This window comes from Flammeovirga sp. MY04, from assembly GCF_001682195.2.
GTDB classification, from domain to species: domain Bacteria; phylum Bacteroidota; class Bacteroidia; order Cytophagales; family Flammeovirgaceae; genus Flammeovirga; species Flammeovirga yaeyamensis.
Genome location: NZ_CP003560.2, coordinates 1,332,290 through 1,351,356, shown reverse-complemented (window position 1 = coordinate 1,351,356; position 19,067 = coordinate 1,332,290). Strand labels below are relative to the sequence as shown.

General features: G+C 33.7%; 21 protein-coding genes. 15 read left to right on the top strand and 6 right to left on the bottom strand.

What is annotated here, in order from left to right:
• Positions 1 to 179 precede the first annotated feature (179 nt).
• From MY04_RS05445 to MY04_RS05410, 8 genes are all read left to right on the top strand, one after another.
• Positions 180 to 1,259 carry an LptF/LptG family permease gene (locus tag MY04_RS05445; RefSeq protein WP_066207438.1) on the top strand — a complete coding sequence of 360 codons (1,080 nt, stop codon included), beginning with the start codon at positions 180 to 182 and terminating at the stop codon, positions 1,257 to 1,259.
• A gap of 92 nt (positions 1,260 to 1,351) precedes the next feature.
• Positions 1,352 to 2,263: a DMT family transporter gene (locus MY04_RS05440; RefSeq protein WP_066207436.1), complete on the top strand. Its 912-nt coding sequence runs from the start codon at positions 1,352 to 1,354 to the stop codon at positions 2,261 to 2,263.
• A gap of 79 nt (positions 2,264 to 2,342) precedes the next feature.
• Entirely contained in the window at positions 2,343 to 3,530 is a 1,188-nt protein-coding gene (locus MY04_RS05435) for a lipase family protein (RefSeq protein ID WP_066207434.1), read from the top strand.
• A 92-nt stretch (positions 3,531 to 3,622) separates the two neighbouring features.
• On the top strand, positions 3,623 to 4,501 hold the full coding sequence (locus MY04_RS05430; protein ID WP_084005779.1) for a universal stress protein: 879 nt from the start codon (positions 3,623 to 3,625) through the stop codon (positions 4,499 to 4,501).
• A gap of 110 nt (positions 4,502 to 4,611) precedes the next feature.
• Positions 4,612 to 5,709 (top strand): Nif3-like dinuclear metal center hexameric protein, encoded by a 1,098-nt coding sequence (locus MY04_RS05425; RefSeq protein ID WP_066207432.1) that lies wholly within the window; start codon positions 4,612 to 4,614, stop codon positions 5,707 to 5,709.
• Positions 5,710 to 5,787: 78 nt separating this feature from the next.
• On the top strand, positions 5,788 to 6,465 hold the full coding sequence (sdaAB, locus tag MY04_RS05420; protein ID WP_066207429.1) for an L-serine ammonia-lyase, iron-sulfur-dependent subunit beta: 678 nt from the start codon (positions 5,788 to 5,790) through the stop codon (positions 6,463 to 6,465).
• A gap of 106 nt (positions 6,466 to 6,571) precedes the next feature.
• Positions 6,572 to 7,915, top strand: coding sequence for a TolC family protein (locus tag MY04_RS05415; protein WP_084005778.1), 1,344 nt, complete (start codon positions 6,572 to 6,574; stop codon positions 7,913 to 7,915).
• Positions 7,916 to 7,926: 11 nt separating this feature from the next.
• On the top strand, positions 7,927 to 8,352 hold the full coding sequence (locus MY04_RS05410; protein ID WP_066207425.1) for a DUF2147 domain-containing protein: 426 nt from the start codon (positions 7,927 to 7,929) through the stop codon (positions 8,350 to 8,352).
• Between the two features lie 72 nt (positions 8,353 to 8,424).
• Here the strand turns inward: MY04_RS05410 and accC are convergent, their stop codons facing one another.
• The 6 genes from accC to MY04_RS05380 form a co-directional block, all read right to left on the bottom strand.
• Positions 8,425 to 9,768 (bottom strand): acetyl-CoA carboxylase biotin carboxylase subunit, encoded by a 1,344-nt coding sequence (gene accC, locus MY04_RS05405; RefSeq protein ID WP_066207424.1) that lies wholly within the window; start codon positions 9,766 to 9,768, stop codon positions 8,425 to 8,427.
• Positions 9,769 to 9,832: 64 nt separating this feature from the next.
• Positions 9,833 to 10,342, bottom strand: a complete 510-nt coding sequence (accB, locus tag MY04_RS05400) for an acetyl-CoA carboxylase biotin carboxyl carrier protein (RefSeq protein ID WP_066207423.1) — start codon at positions 10,340 to 10,342, stop codon at positions 9,833 to 9,835.
• A gap of 125 nt (positions 10,343 to 10,467) precedes the next feature.
• A complete protein-coding gene (efp, locus tag MY04_RS05395) occupies positions 10,468 to 11,037 on the bottom strand; it encodes an elongation factor P (protein WP_066207421.1) in 570 nt (189 codons plus the stop codon).
• A gap of 87 nt (positions 11,038 to 11,124) precedes the next feature.
• Positions 11,125 to 12,108 (bottom strand): beta-ketoacyl-ACP synthase III, encoded by a 984-nt coding sequence (locus MY04_RS05390; protein ID WP_066207418.1) that lies wholly within the window; start codon positions 12,106 to 12,108, stop codon positions 11,125 to 11,127.
• Positions 12,109 to 12,261: 153 nt separating this feature from the next.
• A complete protein-coding gene (gene rpmF / locus MY04_RS05385; protein WP_066207416.1) occupies positions 12,262 to 12,468 on the bottom strand; it encodes a 50S ribosomal protein L32 in 207 nt (68 codons plus the stop codon).
• 17 nt (positions 12,469 to 12,485) lie between these two features.
• Positions 12,486 to 13,022 carry a YceD family protein gene (locus tag MY04_RS05380; protein WP_158297575.1) on the bottom strand — a complete coding sequence of 179 codons (537 nt, stop codon included), beginning with the start codon at positions 13,020 to 13,022 and terminating at the stop codon, positions 12,486 to 12,488.
• A 146-nt stretch (positions 13,023 to 13,168) separates the two neighbouring features.
• Between MY04_RS05380 and MY04_RS05375 the strand changes: the two genes are divergently transcribed.
• From MY04_RS05375 to MY04_RS05345, 7 genes are all read left to right on the top strand, one after another.
• Entirely contained in the window at positions 13,169 to 13,873 is a 705-nt protein-coding gene (locus MY04_RS05375) for a 16S rRNA (uracil(1498)-N(3))-methyltransferase (protein WP_066207410.1), read from the top strand.
• A gap of 130 nt (positions 13,874 to 14,003) precedes the next feature.
• On the top strand, positions 14,004 to 14,672 hold the full coding sequence (locus tag MY04_RS05370) for a DUF4159 domain-containing protein (RefSeq protein WP_066207408.1): 669 nt from the start codon (positions 14,004 to 14,006) through the stop codon (positions 14,670 to 14,672).
• 67 nt (positions 14,673 to 14,739) lie between these two features.
• Positions 14,740 to 15,765, top strand: a complete 1,026-nt coding sequence (locus tag MY04_RS05365; protein ID WP_066207406.1) for an acyl-CoA reductase — start codon at positions 14,740 to 14,742, stop codon at positions 15,763 to 15,765.
• A gap of 1 nt (position 15,766) precedes the next feature.
• Complete coding sequence (locus MY04_RS05360) at positions 15,767 to 16,870, top strand: hypothetical protein (protein ID WP_066207404.1); 1,104 nt, start codon at positions 15,767 to 15,769, stop codon at positions 16,868 to 16,870.
• Positions 16,871 to 16,903: 33 nt separating this feature from the next.
• Positions 16,904 to 17,560, top strand: coding sequence for a metal-dependent transcriptional regulator (locus MY04_RS05355; protein ID WP_066207403.1), 657 nt, complete (start codon positions 16,904 to 16,906; stop codon positions 17,558 to 17,560).
• Positions 17,561 to 17,573: 13 nt separating this feature from the next.
• A complete protein-coding gene (locus MY04_RS05350; protein WP_066207401.1) occupies positions 17,574 to 18,629 on the top strand; it encodes a M42 family metallopeptidase in 1,056 nt (351 codons plus the stop codon).
• 82 nt (positions 18,630 to 18,711) lie between these two features.
• Complete coding sequence (locus MY04_RS05345; protein WP_066207399.1) at positions 18,712 to 19,059, top strand: four helix bundle protein; 348 nt, start codon at positions 18,712 to 18,714, stop codon at positions 19,057 to 19,059.
• The last annotated feature ends 8 nt before the right edge of the window (positions 19,060 to 19,067 follow it).

Sequence of the window (19,067 nt, the reverse complement as noted above, 5' to 3'; positions counted from 1 at the left end):
TTAATTCTTCCCTCCTTATAATAATGCAAATTTGAAAAAAGGGTGTGAAACAACGTTAAAAGTGAACTTTTATAGTCATCTATCCTGCTCAGACGTTGGAAAATTAGAATAGTAATTCGTTTTTTGTATATCGTAAGCCAATCGGTTTTTTTCATATAAAAATAGATACAACAGACAATATGAAACTTCTGGATAAGTATATTCTCAAAAAGTTTTTTAAGACATTTATTTTTGTAGTTCTGTTATTGAACATCATTGTATGTGTGGTAGACTACACAGAGAAGCAAGATGATTTCCTTAAACATGGACTCAGTTTCGGATACGTATTTAAAGAGTATTATGTAAATCTCTTTATACATTGGGTGAATACACTTAGTCCCCTGTCTATTTTTATAGCAGTAGTATTTATGACCGCTCGATTAGCTTCGCACACAGAAGTTATTTCGATCTTATCAAATGGTGTTTCTTACCATAGATTCTTAGCTCCATATGTAGCGGGTGCAGTTTTGGTTGGTATAGTTATTTTTGGCCTTATTGGCTTTGCTGTACCAAATGCATCAAAAACAAGAGTAGCTTTTGAAATTAAATACCTCAAAAGCCCCTATTATTTCAATGAGAGAGATATTCACTACAGAGTGAGTGATTCATCATATCTATATGTTGAAACGTATAACAACAGAATTAAGAGAGGTTATCGTCCAACTTTAGAAGTACTTAGTGGAAACAAATTATTAAGTAAGATATCAGCGAATCGTATTCAATGGGATTCTACTAAAGAAGAATGGACTTTTGATAGATATGAAAAATATGAATTCAAGCCTGATGGAAAGCAAACCTATTCGAAAGGAAATAGTTTGACCATGAAATTAAACTTGGATCCTAAATATTTCGAAAGTAAGTATGCCCTTCATGAAACGCTAACAAACACAGAATTGTCTGAGTTTATCGAAGCAGAAAAAGAAAGAGGTGTAGGTAACTTAGGTGTTTATGAAAACGCCTTATACGAACGTTATGCTTATCCTTTCGCCATTCTTATCTTAACCATAATGGGTGTTTGTGTATCCTCTGTGAAATCAAGAAGAGGTTCCGGATATCAAATAGCCATGGGCTTTGTTCTTGCATTTATCTATTTATTAATGGTATTGATGTCAAGGGCAATTGCAGAAGCAGATACATTAAGTCCATTCCTAGCAGCTTGGCTCCCTAACATAATATTCTTTGTCGTTACGATTTACCTGTATTTTAAGGTACAGAAATAATAAACGATAATTTGAACAAAATGAGAGTCTAACTAGTTAATGGTTAGACTCTTTTTTTATACATTTGCAGCACAAACTTTTAAACTTCCAAAATGTTCAACGACCAATTCAAGTTACATATCATTGTGTTTATTTGGGGCTTTACAGCCATCCTAGGAGTGCTCATTGAGCTTGACTCTTTTCAGTTAGTGTTTTACAGAACACTAATTGCCGCCTTATCGATGGGTGTTTTTATGAAAATAAAAAAATGGGAAACGAAATTACCGACCAGAGATGTGTTGAAATTATTGGGTACAGGTGGTTTGGTTGCCTTGCATTGGATCTTATTTTTTACGTCTGCAAAGATTTCAAAAGTAAGTGTTTGCTTGGCAGGTATTGCTACTACGGCCCTTTTCACCTCATTTCTTGAGCCTATTTTCAATCGTTCGAGTATAAAACCATATGAAGTAGTCTTGGGGTTATTCGTCATTGTAGGATTGTATATTATCTTCCAATTCGAATTTGATCATGCACTCGGATTATCACTTTCTTTATGTGCAGCGTTTGTCGCCTCTACTTTTAGTGTTTTGAATGGTAAGTTTGTGAAGAGAATTTCATCTCCAAAAATCACCTATTATGAAATGATTGGTGGTGCCATCACCTCATTTATATTATTGCCCTTTTTATCGACAGGAGATACATGGTTATCTATCCCGTCGAATCAAGATATTATTTATTTATTGGTTCTTTCTATCGTTTGTACGACAGCCGCATATGCAGTTTGTGTAGAAATACAAAAGAATTTAAGTGCTTTTCAGGTCAACCTTACCGTAAACTTAGAACCTATATATGGTATATTATTAGCTCTAATGTTCTTTGGTGAAAAAGAACAAATGTCGCCTGGTTTTTATATTGGAGCAAGCGTTATTTTATTATCGGTTCTTTCTTATCCTGTTTTAAAAAAGAACTACAATAGAAGATCTTCAAATAATAAAAATTTGCATCAAGAAGCGATGAACAGCTAAATAAAATTTCAAGAAAAAATATTTAAACATTTTTCTTTAGGAGTTGATTTATTAATTTAAATAAATCAACTCTTTTTTTATGCATTCTACTTTCAAAAATACAAGGCTATTCATCTCATTATTACCTTTCCTACTTCTGTTTTACAGTTGTTCCGATAATGAAGACTTAAGTGATGAAATCAATTTAAATGAAACGGGCACTTTAATTAATAGTACCCTAAAAGCTTCCCTTACCTCTCAGGAATTGAGATTAATTACCGAATTTGCTGGCTTTGGAAATATCACTCCAAAAATAGAATTTGATATTGAATCATATGTTCTGACTTACACAACAAAAGACATCGATGATAATATTATAACGGTATCGGGAGTGGTCTCCATACCGAAAACTGATACTCAACTATCTAGTATATTATTAAGCAGAGGTACTATTCTAGCAAATACAAATTCACCTAGTATTAATTCGTTACCCACTTATGAACTAGGTGCAGCATTAGGTTATGTAATTATGACTCCGGATTTGATTGGATTTGGAGAAAGTAATGCCTTACCTCAAAATTATTTCATAAAGAATATTACCGCCTATTCATCTATTGATTTTTTAAAAGCAACCAAAGAGTTTCTAAATCAAAAAGGAGTATCCATCTCTAATGATTTAATTTTAGCAGGATATTCTCAAGGTGGTGCATCTACTTTCAGTATAATGGAGTATTTCGATGATTATAACAAAACAGATTATCAAGTAAGTAAGGTGTATGCAGGTGCTGGAGGTTATTTTCTCGAGGAAGTAATGAACACAGTTTTGAGTAATACAACATATGATGCCCCTTCGTTTTTAGCTTTAATTATCTATTCATTTAATGAAAATTACAGCATTGAAGATGGTTATGATTATTATTTCAACACTCCATACAATGATAGAATTACATCCATACTTGATGGTTCTTTAAACATTAGTCAAGTAAACAGTCAATTATCTGATAACATCGAAGAATTGTTTACTTCAGATTTTCTTTCATCCCTCAAAACAGGTGATGATGAAATAAATACCTATTTGAATTCAAACTCAACAACGGTTGAAAGATACAACTACCCTATTCATTTGTATCATTCTACTGAAGATGAGATTCTTCCAATAAGTACATCAGATAGCCTTTATCAATCATTATTATCAGAAAATAATGAAGTGGAATACACCAAAGTTACGGGTAGTCACTCCGATGCATCAATAGATATTTTGATAAAAATATTCGATGATTTAAAATAACGTAATATTTACACTTTATTGACTTTCATCAATAAAAATCAACATTAAATAAAGTATATTAGATATATCATTAATCCTAAAAGATAAACATCATGAAGATCAAAAATATTTTAGTCCCAACAGACTTTTCGGTTGAAGCAAATAATGCACTCGAAATAGCTATTCAAATAGCTGAAAAGAATGATGCATCCCTATCATTACTTCATGTTATCGATGTCCCAACTATCAATCATTATGATAGCCTATCTGTATTTGGTGCAGGTGATGTGGGTATGGAAGATCCTGAGATTTATAATCATTACACCAATAAATTATCAAAAGTTGTTGATGATAAGATTAAAAAAATAATTGATACTTATCCCAATATTAAAATCGAAAAACACATTGAATTTGATTCGCTTCAAAGACACTTAGCTGATTTCGTTAGTAAAGAAGAAACTGATCTAATTGTTATTGGCTCACAGGGTATTAATGGTTTAGACGAACTTCTGGTAGGTTCTAATACCGAGAAAATCATCAGATTATCTAAAGTTCCTGTGCTTACTGTGAAAAAGAAGGATGAGCAATTCGAACCAAAAAATATAGTATTTGCTTCTGATTTCCATAAAGTTAATAACGGTGCAATTGCCACACTAAAACTTTTCCAGGAAATATATGATTCAAAAATTCACATGGTGAAAGTAATCACACCAAGTAATTTTGAAGCAACTCCCTACTCTATTCAACAATTAAATGAGTTTGCAGAATTGCATCAATTTAAAAATTACGAAGTGCATAGTTTTAATGACTTTTCTGAAGAAGAAGGTATTAGAGGTTTTGCTCAATTTATTGATGCAGATATGATATCACTTACTACTCACGGTAGAACTGGTATTCAACATCTTTTACTTGGAAGTATTGCTGAAGAAGTGGCTAATCATGCCGTTCGACCAGTACTTACTTTCAATAAAAAAATGAAAGATAAAGATTAGTAATAAATGGAATGAATTTTAAGCTCATAGGTCTCCTATGGGCTTTTTTTGTATCTAAAATACATGAATAAACTGTATGAAAATACATTCAACATACTTAAATTCGTAACATGAAAATTAAAGAAATCGTGAAAAGCTTGGAGCAATTAGCTCCTCCTGTATATCAAGAATCTTATGATAATTCAGGCCTTCTTACCGGAAGTGGAAATGAAGAGGTAAAAGGTATATTAGTTACTTTAGATTGTGTTGAAAATATTGTAGATGAAGCAATTAACACTGGTTGTAATCTAATAGTGGCTCATCATCCATTGATTTTTGGAGGGTTGAAACGATTGAATGGAAAAAATTACGTTGAACGAACTGTAATTAAAGCCATAAAAAATGATATCGCTATATATGCTATTCATACCAATTTAGATAACATGAACAATGGTGTGAGTGCAAAGATTTGCCACCTATTAGGTTTAGAAAATCTAAAAATACTTGCTCCTAAGAAAGACACTTTATTTAAATTAACTTCTTATGTTCCTATAGAAGCTACTCAAAAGGTTTTAGAAGCACTTGGTAAGGCGGGTGCTGGACAAATTGGAAATTATTCCAATTGCAGTTATCAATCAAAAGGAATAGGTTCATTTTTAGGCAACTCGAATACCAATCCTTCTGTTGGTCAAGCAAATCATTTAGAACAAGTTGAAGAAAACAAAATTGAAGTTCAATTTCCAATACATCTTAAAGGATCAGTATTAAATGCACTTCACTCCTCACATCCTTATGAAGAAGTAGCTTATCATATCACAAAGTTAGAAAACGTGAATACAACTGTAGGGTCTGGAATGTATGGTACTTACTCTGATGGTATTCCAGCAGAAGAATTTCTATCTAAATTAAAAGACACATTCAAAGTTGGAGCCATAAGACACACCAAAATCGTGAATAAAACGATTAAAAAGGTGGCCGTTTGTGGTGGTGCAGGAAGTTTCTTACTTGGAAATGCTAAAGGAGTGAAAGCGGATGTCTTTATTACAGGTGATTTTAAATATCATGAATTTTTTGATGCCGAAGATCAAATCATGATTGCAGATATTGGACACTACGAAAGTGAGCAATTTACCTCCGAATTATTAATTGATTTTATCAAAGAGCAATTTGATGGAATAAAAGTGATCAAAACTTCCAATAATACAAATCCTGTTCACTATTTTTACTAAAAACACATAATCACATACTTTAATTCTTGGTACATCATTTTCATTTTGTGCCTTGAAACATATTTTTTATAAACACAAATGGCGGATAAATCCAGTATTTTTGACATGATTGGGCCTATCATGATTGGTCCTTCTAGCTCTCACACCGCAGGAGTAGTAAGAATTGGTAGAGTTGGTTTTAAGATGATTGGAGGAGTTCCAGATCATGCTGAAATCGTTTTCTATAATTCATTTGCACGAACTTATGAAGGCCACGGTTCTGATAAAGCAATCATATCAGGTTTAATGGGAATGTCAACTGACGATCCCAATATCAAAAAATCTTTTGATATTGCTGAAGCAAAATCTTTTGAGTACGAATTTCGGCCTGTAGGAAATGCGTCTGCACATCATCCGAATACCATCAAACTAATTTTGACTAAAGATGATCGTAAACTTGAAATAGTTGGTGTATCAAAAGGTGGAGGTATTATCTCTATTAGACAGGTAAATGGGTATTCATCTAACTTTAGTGCAAACTCTCCTACCTTGATTGTTACTGCTGAAGATAGAAAAGGATCTATATCCTTCATTTCAAATCTCCTAGCACAAGAAGATGTAAATATTGCAGAAATGACCGTTTCTAGAAAAGGTAAACATCAAACTGCTTGTCAGTTTATAGAAATGGACTCTGCTCCTCGAGATATAACATTAGAGTACCTTAAAAGTATAAAATGGGTACAAGACGTAACATTTTTACCAAATGTTGACGACTAAATAGTTTACATTAGAAAACTTTACTAAATTAAGTGCATGTTTTAAATATTGTTTTGAAACATGCACTTCCATTTAATTTTTTAATGCGTTTGCATTACATATTACCATGACAAGAAACAAACTCCTCTTATTTTTATTATCATCGATAACTTCAGTGTCAATTTATGCCCAAGAGACTTGGGATTACAAACAATGTGTCGAATATGCTATCGAAAATAACCTTTCTGTTAAGCTTCAATCCTATAACGTAAATGAGAGAACAGAAGAATTTAAACAGGCAAAATCTCAACGCTATCCTAATGTAACAGGTTTTTATAACCATAGTTTTAATAGAGGTTTAAACCCCGATCCGAACACCAACTTATTGGTAAATCAAATTACAAATAATGGTCAGTTTGGAGCTCAAGTTGGTGTTCCGATTTTTGGTGGCCTAAAGGTTAGAAACCAAATAAAACAGTCAAAGGTCAATATTGAGAGTGCGACTTACAGCAAAGAAAAAATGGAGAACGACATCGTTCTTCAGGTAACTGAAAACTATCTTGATGTTATCTTTAAATATGAAAATGTAGGTATCTCAGAAAAGAGAGTCACCAATCTTAAAGAACAAGTTGATCGAACAAAAAGATTGGTTGATGCCGGTTCTGCTCCTCTTTCAGAATTATTAGATTTACTTTCTCAGTCAGCTGATTCGGAAAGACAATTGACTGAAGCTGAAAATGCTTACAATATTGCATTACTTACACTAAAACAATCGATGCAATTGGATTTCAATACTGAATTTGAAATTGATATTCCAGAATTTGCTGAGCCTGATACTACATTACAGTTTGTTCCATCTAACGAGGTATTTGAAGAATCTAAACGCATTATGCCTGAAATTCAAGCGGCAAAGATGAATATTCAGGTTTCAGAATATCAAAAAAAGATAGCAAAAGGTGACTTCTACCCAACATTAAATTTAAATGGTAATGTAAGTACGGGTTACTCATCAAATTACATTAATAGAAATGATCCTAACGACAATTCTTTGATACGTCAATTTGAAGATTATTTCAGTCAAGTTGCTTCAATTCAAATGAATATTCCTATTTACAGTAAACGTAATGTAAAGACGAATGTAAATAAAGCAACTATTGCTATTAGAAAGAATGAAGTTCAATTAGAACAAGAACTTAATACATTAAGAATAAATATAGAACAAGCATATATTAATGCTTTATCAGCACAAAAAACATATGTATCCAATAAAAAATCAGTTGAATCGTTAGAAGAACAATTCCGTTCTGTAAATAAGCGATTTGAATCTGGTGCTGCGAATACTACTGATTATGTTGTCGCTGAAAATAATTTGAATATTGCACGTGCAGAATTAAATAGATCGAAATATCAATTTATCTTTTCTATGAAGATACTTGATTTTTATTCGGGTGAAGAAATTATTATTGAATAGAGATTATAATTATGAACAAAACAATTCTTCTTTTACTAACAGGACTCTTTCTATCAATTTGTAGTTATGCTCAGGAATCTTCAGTTTTTGGCATATGGAAAACAATTGATGATGAAACAAACGAAGCTAAAGCTTATGTAGAGATTTATAAAGAAGCTGATAATACTATGTCAGGTAAAATCATTAAGCTTTTGAAAGATCCAGAAGATACTACTTGTGATAAATGTCCTGGAGATAAAAAGGACCAAAAAGTTATGGGTATGCAAATCATTTGGGGAATGGAAAAAAATGGCGACCAGTGGACAGATGGTAAAGTTTTAAAGCCTGAAAATGGTAAAATTTATTCATGCAAAGTATGGGTAGAAGAAGGAAAGTTACAAGTAAGAGGTTATTTAGGTTTTATTTATAAAACTCAAACTTGGTTAAGAGTTGAATAAAAAACGTCTTATAATAAAAATAGGCTATCTCAATTAAATGAAATAGCCTATTTTTTTATCTATAGATAGTACTTACAGTGTTTCGTAAGTATGTTCTTCCATAAACTTAGTTGTAAAGTGACCTGATTGGAACACTTCATTATCCATTAAACGCAAGTGGAATGGAATAGTAGTTTTAATTCCTTCGATAACGAATTCATTTAAAGCTCTTTTCATTCTCTTGATTGCCTCTCCTCTAGTTTCAGCAGTAACAATCAATTTTGCGATCATTGAATCATAATTTGGAGGAATAGTATATCCTGTATATACGTGAGTATCTACACGAACACCTGGTCCACCAGGAATATGTAAAGTAGTAATCTTACCAGGACTTGGTCTGAAATCATTTGCAGGATCCTCAGCATTGATACGACACTCGATAGAGTGTGCTTGTGGAGCGTAATTCTTTCCAGAAATTTTCTCTCCAGCTGCTACTTTAATTTGTTCCTTAATTAAATCGAAACCAGTTACTTGCTCAGTAACAGGGTGCTCCACTTGAATACGAGTGTTCATTTCCATGAAATAGAAATCACCATGCTTGTCCACTAAGAATTCTACTGTACCAGCACCTTCGTATTTAATTTTTTCAGCACCTGCGATAGCAGCCTTACCCATTTTCTCTCTCAATTCTGGAGATAAAGCTGGTGAAGGAGCCTCCTCAGTAAGCTTTTGGTGACGACGTTGGATTGAACAGTCTCTTTCAGACAAGTGACATGCACTACCGTAGCTATCTCCAATAATTTGGATTTCTACGTGACGTGGTTCTTCAACGAATTTTTCAAGATACATACCATCGTTACCGAATGCTGCAGCAGACTCTTGACGAGCTGAATCCCATGCTTTTTGGAATTCATCTGGAGAAGTAACGATACGCATACCTCTACCTCCACCTCCTGCAGTAGCTTTTAAGATAACTGGATATTTAATTTGCTCAGCGATTTCAAGACCTTGTTCAACAGAGTCTAACAAACCTTCTGAACCTGGGATAGTAGGAACGCCTGCTTCTTTCATAGTAGCTTTTGCCGTTGCCTTGTCACCCATTGAATCAATCATATCTGCAGAAGCACCAATAAATTTAATATTGTTTTCTTCACAGATACGAGAGAAATTAGCATTCTCTGACAAGAAACCGTATCCTGGATGGATCGCATCACAGTTAGTGATTTCAGCTGCCGCAAGAATGTTTGGTATATTTAGATAAGAATCTGTACTTGCTGCTGGACCGATACAAACTGCCTCGTCAGCAAATTTTACGTGCAAGCTTTCCTTATCAGCTGTAGAGTAAACTGCTACTGTTTTGATACCCATCTCAGAACAAGTACGGATAACACGCAGTGCAATTTCTCCTCTATTTGCGATTAGTATTTTTTTGAACACGATGTTCCTATTTTAGTAAGAAGTTATATTTAACTGTATGCTATAGATCATTCTAAAAGAACGACTAAGCTGGATCTACCAAGAATAGTGGTTGGTCGTATTCTACTGGAGACATGTTGTCAGCCAATACTTTAACGATAGTACCTGATACTTCAGATTCGATTTCGTTAAATAGTTTCATTGCTTCGATGATACAAACTACATCTCCTTTCTTCACTTTATCGCCAACATTAACGAATGTATCTGAATCAGGGTTAGGTGACGTATAGAACGTACCAATCATAGGTGATTTAATTTCGATGTAATTCGAAGAATCGGCCGCAGGTGCTTCAGGAGCAGAAGGAGCTTCTACTGCAGGTGCTGGTGCAGATGCAGGAAGTTCAGCTGCTGCTGGAGCAGCGATAGGTGCTACTGGAGCTGAAGCTAAAACAGGTGCAGCTACTGGAGCAGCAACAGCTGCCGCTTCAGGATTACGTCTAACGTGAAGTTTGATTTCTGCAGTTTCTACATTTACTTCTTGCAAACCTGAGTTCGCAATAAAGCTAATCAGATCTTTTACCTCTGGTGCTTTCATAATGTGATAGTGTGTGAACTTTAATCTTCCCTCAAAAGAAGGCTTCAAAAAGTTAATTTCTGTATAATATTAAATACTTAGAATATGTTTGAGTTTTTACACTCAAACATATTCCTTTAAAAAAATTATTTTTTAACACGTTCTACATAAGAACGCTCTTGTGTGTTCACTTTAATTACATCTCCTGTGTCAACAAACAAAGGAACCATAATTTGAGCATTAGTTTCAACTGTGGCAGGTTTAAGTGTGTTTGTTGCAGTATCACCTTTAATACCTGGCTCAGTATAAATCACCTCCATTTCTACAAATTGAGCTAATTCACAACCAATAACTTCATCATCCGCCTCAACATGGAAAAGAATGTCAGCATTCATTCCATCTTTCAACAAATCGTTATTTGGTACTTGCTCTTCTGGTAAAGTTACTTCTTCCCAAGAACTAGTATCCATGAAATGGAATCCCATATCATCTTGGTAAGAGTATTGATGCTCTCTTCTTTCGATACGAGCAGTGGTTACTTTATGTCCAGAAGCAAAAGTGTTATCAATTACTTTACCAGTACGAACAGACTTTAATTTTGTACGTACGAAAGCAGGACCTTTACCTGGCTTCACATGTTGGAATTCAATAATTTGAAATACATCGTTATTGAACTCGATACACAGACCATTTTTAAAATCAGCTGTAGATGCCATTTTATATATACTCTATTTTTTGACTTTGATAAAATGCTAAGGTCTAACAATCAATTTTTAGACCAAAGGCAAAAATACAAATATTTATTAGTATGCCCACTTAATGTAAGCTGCGCCCCATGTAAATCCGCCACCAAAAGCAGCAAATACAAGATTATCGCCTTTTTTTAACTTATTTTCGTAGTCCATTAAACATAATGGAATAGTGGCAGCAGTTGTATTACCGTATTTATGGATGTTCATCATCACTTTTTCTTCGCCTACTCCCATTCTATTGGCTGTGGCATCGATAATACGTTTGTTTGCTTGGTGAGGAACTAAATAGGCGATATCATCTGACCCCAAATTATTTCTCTCCATGATTTCTGCTGATACATCTGCCATAGAAACTACTGCATGTTTGAATACGTGCATACCTTCTTGATAGATGTAATGAAGTTTGTCATCAATTGTTTGATGTGAAGGAGGTAGTAAAGATCCACCTGCTTTCATATGTAAGTGAGGTTCACCAGCACCATCTGTTTTTAAGACGAAGTCCATTACTCCTTCTTCAGCTTCAGTAGGTTCTAATAGAACAGCACCTGCACCATCACCAAATAATACACAAGTTGTTCTATCAGTATAATCGACGATACTAGACATTTTGTCTGCACCAACGATAACTACTTTCTTGTATCTTCCAGTTTCGATAAACTGTGAACCTGTAGACAATGCGTAAACAAATCCTGAACAAGCTGCATTAATATCATAACTAAATGCATTTTTTGCTCCCACTTGATGAGCAATCATATTTGCTGCTGCAGGGAAATGCATATCTGCAGTAACCGTAGCACAAATAATTAAATCAATATCTTCTGCTTTAGTATTCGTTTTTTCTAAGAGATTCTCAACGGCTCTTGCACCAAGATACGAAGTACCTTTATCTCCTTTTAATATACGCCTTTCTGAAATACCTGTTCTTTCTAATATCCACTCATTGTTGGTATCCACCATTTTCTCCAATTCTGCGTTGGTAAGCACATAATCAGGAACGTATCCCCCAACGCCTTTAATTGCTGCTTTTATTGCCATAACTTTATAGGTATTTCTATATTATTTTCGAATAGAATGTTGTTTCTACACAATTACAAGATGCAAAGATAAACAACTCTAGCAAATTCTATATAAAACATAAAAAAAAGCCAATCCCTTTTTAGGAATTGGCTTGATTCTGAACAGATTAAACTATTCAGCTGCTTCTTCTACATCTGATGAATTATCGATCACCACTTGGCCACGATAATACATTTTACCATCTGACCAGAAAGCACGGTGTCTAACGTGTGCTTCGCCAGTTGTTTGGCAAAAAGAGATTGTAGGTTTATCCATTTTAAGGTGCGTACGACGCTTACCTCTACTCGCTTTCGAGATTCTCGATTTAGGATGTGCCATTTTTAAATTTTATTATATCATTTGAGTTTTTTCAAAATATCCCAACGAGGATCAGATGCTTTTTCTTCATCTTCTTGATCTTCGTTCTCTTCCTCTTCCAACAATTCCTCTTCACTTGCTGTTGTATAAAACAGATCTTCCTCCTCGACTTCATCAGGATGAAGTCTTTTTGTTGGTAGAGATAATGCTATTTGATCATAAATGATTTGAGAAAAATCTAAAGATGCTTCATTAAAAGGTATTTTAAATAAATCATCTTCCAACATCTCAAAGTGATCTGAAAACTTAAAGAATACTTTCTGATGAGAATTCATCGTCTCTTCATATTCTCTTAGTGATCTATCACTCAATAACATCACTTTCGCATCAAGTGTTATCTCTGCCTCTATAGCAGTTTCACTTTTTGCAAGTTGCAATATCGCGCTTCCTGATATATTTTCCATCAATTCAGATTCAAATAAATCTAAAAGTTCGCGAGACAACTCCAATTCAAACTGGTGCTTACCATTCTTCAGCCCAGCAATTCCTATACTATATGGTTTTTTCTTATTCACCTTAATCTGATTTGGCTTGCAAAAATACAAAATCAATATTACATACAAAAGAAATCTTCATCTTTTCATAGAATAATTTAAAAATAAATCATTAATAGGTTTATTTTTGCCTAAATAATAGATTAAATCATCCTTTTTATATAAAAATGAGACTCTTTTACCATAGTGACATACGAGAAAATGATTCAGAGGTTGTCTTAAATTCTGAAGATTCGAAACATATTGTTCGTGTTTTAAGAATGAAAGCCAATGACCACCTTTATTTAATGGATGGAAAGGGTTTTAGATATACTGCTTCAATTATTGATGCCAACCCTAAGAAATGTAGAGTTAGCATAGAAGAAGAAGAAAAAATGCCTCAAGCGGGCCAAGGTTTACATATTGGTATTGCTCCTACCAAAAACATGGACCGCATAGAGTTTTTTGTAGAGAAAGCTATAGAAATAGGTGTAGAATCCATTACCTTTTTCTTCTCAGAAAATTCAGAAAGGAAAAATATTAAATTAGAAAGGATAGAAAGAATTGCAATCTCAGGAATGAAGCAATCTAGAAAATTCCATCTCCCCAAATTATCATTAGCAAATACATTCGATGATATTTTATCCATACAAGCAGATCAAAAGTTTATTGCTTATGTACCTACAGATAGCACTGAACACTTATTTTCTAAGTTAAATTCTGATGGTGATACATTTATTATTGTAGGACCTGAAGGTGGATTTAGTGAAAATGAAGCAGAAAAAGCCAAAGACAATGGTTTTGATTGGGTGAGTTTAGGGAAAGAACGTTTAAGAACGGAAACTGCAGGCATTGTTGCAGTGCAATTGATGAATATGAAAACATTTGTCTAATATCAGTTGATCTTTTAATTGTATTCTCTTAATTTCATTAGAGAAAGTCTGATAAACAGGTATTTTTTGAAATGAACTTATTAGGCTTTAATCAAATTAGACCATCACTTTAGTGAAAACATAATTCATAATGAGAATTTTCATCACCACTTTATTCTTGTTTTTATCTTGGCAGATTTCTGCACAATTATCAAAAAGCACCTATTCTATTAAAATAGCTAAGCTAAAATATAATGGAGGAGGCGATTGGTATGCGAATAAAACTGCCCTTCCCAACCTAGCAGAATTCTGTAATGATAATATAGGTAGTAATATAGATCCTGATGACGAAATTGTTGAAATAGGAAGTCCTGAACTATTTAATTATTCATATATCTACCTTACTGGACATGGTAATGTAGTTTTTTCAGATTCAGATGCTGAAAACTTAAGAAACTACCTTATAAGTGGTGGCTTTTTACATATTGATGATAATTATGGTTTAGATAAATTCATTCGCCTCGAAATGAAAAAGGTGTTTCCTGAATTAGATTTTGTAGAATTACCTTTCTCTCATCCTATTTATCATCAAGTATTTGATTTTACTAATGGGCTTCCTAAAATCCATGAACATGATGGAAAACCTGCACAAGGTTTTGGTATTTTGTATCAAGGGAGATTGGTTTGTTACTATAGTTATGAAAGTGATTTAGGTAACGGCTGGGAAGACCAAAGTATTCATAAAGATCCTGAAGAACTAAGGAGACAAGCATTACAAATGGGTGCAAACATTATTTCTTTCGCTTTAATGGATTTTTAAGAGTATATATTTGTATTAAGAACTTTATTCAATTTGATTTGCACTGTTTTATAATTAACAGGTAAAGATGAAGCTGCAAGATAGAATTAATGCTTTCGTGGCATTAGGTGAAAAATTAAAAACACTCGACGAAGAGACTTCAAATATGCTTTCAAGAAGAGCAAACGATGACAATGGTTGGTTCGATGAAACTACTGTTGACAATGCTCTTGTTGGTATTCAGAAAATGTTGGAACGTGATGTTTTGGAAAAATGGGTAAACAACTACTCTATTTCAGCAGAAACGTCTTCAGAAAATATATTGGTAGTGATGGCCGGAAATATTCCTGCTGTTGGTTTTCATGATGCTTTGTGCGTTTTGATTTCTGGACATCATCTACAAGCTAAACTTAGTTCTCAAGATACTTTCTTGATGAAAATCCTTTTGGATTGGTTAATTGATATTGAACCTAAATTCAAAGATCAAGTATCTATTTTAGATGCTCCGGCACTGGACATCGATAAAGTGATCGCTACAGGGTCTGACAATAGTAATCGCTATTTCGAGAAATACTTCTCTAAATTCCCGCACATTATCAGACATAACCGTTCTTCAGTTGCTGTAATTAAAGGGGATGAATCAAAAGAAACTTTAGCAAAATTGGCAGATGACATTTTCTTGTACTACGGCTTAGGGTGCAGAAACATTTCTAAAGTCTATGCTCCTGTCGATTACGATTTCAAGTTGTTGATGGGCGCCTTAGAAGAAAGAGCGAAGAAGACGATCATCAATCATAAATTTGCGAATAACTACGACTATAATAAGTCAATTTATTTAGTCAACAAAGTGGAGCATTTGGACAATGGTGGATTAATTTTAACGGAAAATCAAGACTTGGTCTCTCCTATTTCTGTTCTTTACTATGAACATTATGAGAATGGAAAAGACTTAAAAGAAAAAATGTCTATCCATCAAGACAAAATCCAGGTGGTTGTTGCAGACCAACAATGGTTAGCAGGAACAGAAGATTTTGGTCAAGCGCAGTTCCCATCAGTAGATACCTATGCTGATGATGTAGATACTATGGAATTCTTGTCACCAATCTTAGAATAATATGAAGGTAGTTTTAGGATCTGTGTTGAAACCGGTAAACGACTCTAGAGTTTACAAGAAAATCGGCAAATCCTTAGCTAAATTAGCTTCATCAGAAATATTGATTGTAGGAACAGATATTAAAGATGCTACACCTGAAGAAGGTAACATCAAGTTCTATCCTATATTTAAAGAAAAGAAAAAAGTGGTTCATCGCTTAGTGGCGAATAATCACTTTTTTCGTTTTCTAAAAAAACATCAACCGGGTATTATTATCATTCATACTATTGAATTGATACCAAGCATAATATTATTCAAATACCTACACCCGGAAGTAAAAATAATTTATGATATACTAGAAAATTACCCCTTAAATTTTACCGAACAGCGTTATCATAAGAAATATCTATCACCTATCCTTTCTTTTGCTGCACAAAGAATAGAAAACCTTTGTTTTAAATATGTCGATCACCTTTTTGTTGCTGAAAAGACCTATTTTGAAGAGAAGAAATTACCTATTAATAAAGCAACTATATTAGAGAATAAATACGGAGGTGAAATTGAATTAAGGTCATTCCAACCTGGGAAAATTCATTTTTTGATGTGTGGAAGTATTACTAAAATATTTGGAGCACATCATTTTCTAGATTTCATTGATGCTGTAAATAAATTGAAGATCGAGAAATATTCTTTTTCTATTATTGGAAAGGCATATGAAAAAGACATCATAGAAAGAATTCGTATTGCTGAACTTAAATATCAGAATGTATCTGCAATTGGCATTGAAGAATTTGTTTCCCACGATTTAATTATAGAAAAAATGTTAGAAGCAAATTTTGTTTGTCTTCCCTATCCTTACAACAAAAGCACAAAAGGCTGTATTCCTACGAAAATGTATGAATGTCTCGCTTTAAAAATACCAATGATAATTAACCCTAATCCTTTATGGGAAAATATCACCAACCCTCAAAATGCTGCATTATATCACGATTTCACATCAGATAAGGTCACAGATCTACTTAAAAAGTTGGATTCTTATGTAGGTTACAAAAATAGTCCTGATCAAATAGATCCTTTATGGAAATCTGAGGAAGAAAAATTGTTAAAAGTGATACAAACCTTATAAATTGCGTATCACAATTAACCTCAGTTAAATCATATGTTAAGTCACTCCGAAGAAAATTATCTAAAAACGATTTATCACCTATCCGAGAAAGAATCTCCTGTTAGCACAAATGCTATTGCTGAAGCTTTAAACACAAAACCTGCTTCTGTGACTGACATGATAAAAAAACTTAGTACTAAAGGTTTTATCAATTATAAAAAATATAAAGGAACCACCCTTACTTCTACCGGGAATAAAGAAGCACTATTAATCATCAGAAAGCATAGATTATGGGAAGTATTCTTATTAGAAAAATTGAATTTTAATTGGGATGAGGTGCATGAAGTGGCTGAACAATTAGAACACATCAAATCGAAATTAATGATCGAACGATTAGATGAATTCTTAGGTTTCCCACAACACGATCCTCATGGAGATCCTATTCCAAATAAAAACGGAGAATTTGATGATTTAGAGGCTATCAAATTAACCAATATAGAATGTAAGCAGAAAGTAGTGGTGGTTGCCGTTCAGGATTCAAACAGCAGCCTGCTTCAATATTTAGATAAAATGGGTATTGGAATTGGCTCTAAATTATATATCACTGAGAAAATTGAATTTGATCAGTCCTTAGAAATCACTATCAATGATAGAGATAAGAAAATTATTTCTGCATTGGTATCAGAAAATATTTTAGTAAAAGAAGATTAAATAAACACATATCATGAGCATCGAAAAAATCGATTGGAACCTATTAAAATCAATTAGCGAAACACCTGGCGCACCGGGTTTTGAAAAACAAGTAAGAGAATTAATCATCGATGAGCTAAAATCTCATGTAGATGAATATTATACTGATAATATGGGCAACTTGATCACAATAAAGAGATCAAAAAAAGCAGATGCAAAGAAATTTATGTTTGCTGCTCATATGGACGAAATCGGATTCATGGTCAAACATATTGATGATAATGGTTATATCAGATTTCAAACTTTAGGTGGGTTTGATCCTAAAACATTAACATCAATGCGTGTTCTTGTTCATGGAAAGAAAGATCTATTGGGTGTTATGGGTTGTAAGCCTATTCATTCGATGACTCCAGCAGAACGTCAGAAAGTAATTACCAACGAAGAATATTTTATAGATTGTGGTTTATCAAAAGAAGAAATCTCTAAACATGTAAAAATTGGGGATTCCATCACAAGGTCTCAAAACCTAGAAATGGTAGGTAACCTTATCAACGGTAAATCATTAGACGATAGAGTTTGTGTTTACGCCCTTGTTGAGGTAATGAAATCACTAAAAGCAGAAGACATCGATTGTGATGTTTACGGCGTATTTACCGTTCAAGAGGAAGTTGGCCTTCGTGGTGCACAAGTAGCAGGACACGGCGTTTCTCCAGACTTCGGCATCGCCCTTGATGTTACTGTCGCTAACGACATCCCAGGTCTTGCACCAGAAAACTATGTCACACAAATGGGTAAAGGAGTCGGTATCAAACACTTCGACGGAGGCACAATTTGTGACCGTAGAATGGTTGAGCTCCTAGAAGAAGTAGCCACTCAAAACGATATCCCTCACCAAGCAGAAATCCTTCCTTTCGGAGGTACAGACACAGCAAACATCCAAAGAATGCCAGAAAATGGTGCAATCGCAGGTGCACTTTCTATTCCTATGAGATATCTACATCAAACAGTGGAAATGGCGGAGCCAGGAGATGTTTGGGGGATGGTGGAGCTTTGTAGTAAGGTTGTGGAGAAGACTTCGGGGTTAGCATAATTAATTAGGAACTAGGAGTTAGGAATTAGGAGTTTTTGATGATTTTGTAGATATTTGATTTTTCAACGATTCATTTACTAATATGCTACAAATCAAATCTATTGAATTCGCTTCAAGAATTATTAAACTATGTCAATTCTTACAAAACGATAAAAAAGAATTCGTTTTATCAAAACAAATCCTCAGATCAGGAACATCAATTGGTGCTAATATAGCTGAATCAAAATACGCTGAAAGTCGTAGTGATTTTAAGCACAAATTAATGATTGCTTTAAAAGAAGCCAATGAAACACTTTATTGGCTCTTATTACTTGAAAAAGGCTTGTATATTGACAAAAATCAATATACAAGCCTTAATAAGGATGCGACTGAATTGAAAAGAATTCTAGTCAGTAGCACAAAGACATTAAAGTCAACTCCTAACTCCTAACTCCTAAC

Bases quoted from the DNA above. Each gene is read 5' to 3' on its own strand.
- MY04_RS05445 (WP_066207438.1), top strand. From the start codon at position 180: ATGAAACTTCTGGATAAGTATATTCTCAAAAAGTTTTTTAAGACATTT.
- MY04_RS05440 (WP_066207436.1), top strand. From the start codon at position 1,352: ATGTTCAACGACCAATTCAAGTTACATATCATTGTGTTTATTTGGGGC.
- MY04_RS05435 (WP_066207434.1), top strand. From the start codon at position 2,343: ATGCATTCTACTTTCAAAAATACAAGGCTATTCATCTCATTATTACCT.
- MY04_RS05430 (WP_084005779.1), top strand. From the start codon at position 3,623: ATGAAGATCAAAAATATTTTAGTCCCAACAGACTTTTCGGTTGAAGCA.
- MY04_RS05425 (WP_066207432.1), top strand. From the start codon at position 4,612: ATGAAAATTAAAGAAATCGTGAAAAGCTTGGAGCAATTAGCTCCTCCT.
- sdaAB (WP_066207429.1), top strand. From the start codon at position 5,788: ATGGCGGATAAATCCAGTATTTTTGACATGATTGGGCCTATCATGATT.
- MY04_RS05415 (WP_084005778.1), top strand. From the start codon at position 6,572: ATGACAAGAAACAAACTCCTCTTATTTTTATTATCATCGATAACTTCA.
- MY04_RS05410 (WP_066207425.1), top strand. From the start codon at position 7,927: ATGAACAAAACAATTCTTCTTTTACTAACAGGACTCTTTCTATCAATT.
- accB (WP_066207423.1), bottom strand. From the start codon at position 10,342: ATGAAAGCACCAGAGGTAAAAGATCTGATTAGCTTTATTGCGAACTCA.
- efp (WP_066207421.1), bottom strand. From the start codon at position 11,037: ATGGCATCTACAGCTGATTTTAAAAATGGTCTGTGTATCGAGTTCAAT.
- MY04_RS05390 (WP_066207418.1), bottom strand. From the start codon at position 12,108: ATGGCAATAAAAGCAGCAATTAAAGGCGTTGGGGGATACGTTCCTGAT.
- rpmF (WP_066207416.1), bottom strand. From the start codon at position 12,468: ATGGCACATCCTAAATCGAGAATCTCGAAAGCGAGTAGAGGTAAGCGT.
- MY04_RS05375 (WP_066207410.1), top strand. From the start codon at position 13,169: ATGAGACTCTTTTACCATAGTGACATACGAGAAAATGATTCAGAGGTT.
- MY04_RS05370 (WP_066207408.1), top strand. From the start codon at position 14,004: ATGAGAATTTTCATCACCACTTTATTCTTGTTTTTATCTTGGCAGATT.
- MY04_RS05365 (WP_066207406.1), top strand. From the start codon at position 14,740: ATGAAGCTGCAAGATAGAATTAATGCTTTCGTGGCATTAGGTGAAAAA.
- MY04_RS05360 (WP_066207404.1), top strand. From the start codon at position 15,767: ATGAAGGTAGTTTTAGGATCTGTGTTGAAACCGGTAAACGACTCTAGA.
- MY04_RS05355 (WP_066207403.1), top strand. From the start codon at position 16,904: ATGTTAAGTCACTCCGAAGAAAATTATCTAAAAACGATTTATCACCTA.
- MY04_RS05350 (WP_066207401.1), top strand. From the start codon at position 17,574: ATGAGCATCGAAAAAATCGATTGGAACCTATTAAAATCAATTAGCGAA.
- MY04_RS05345 (WP_066207399.1), top strand. From the start codon at position 18,712: ATGCTACAAATCAAATCTATTGAATTCGCTTCAAGAATTATTAAACTA.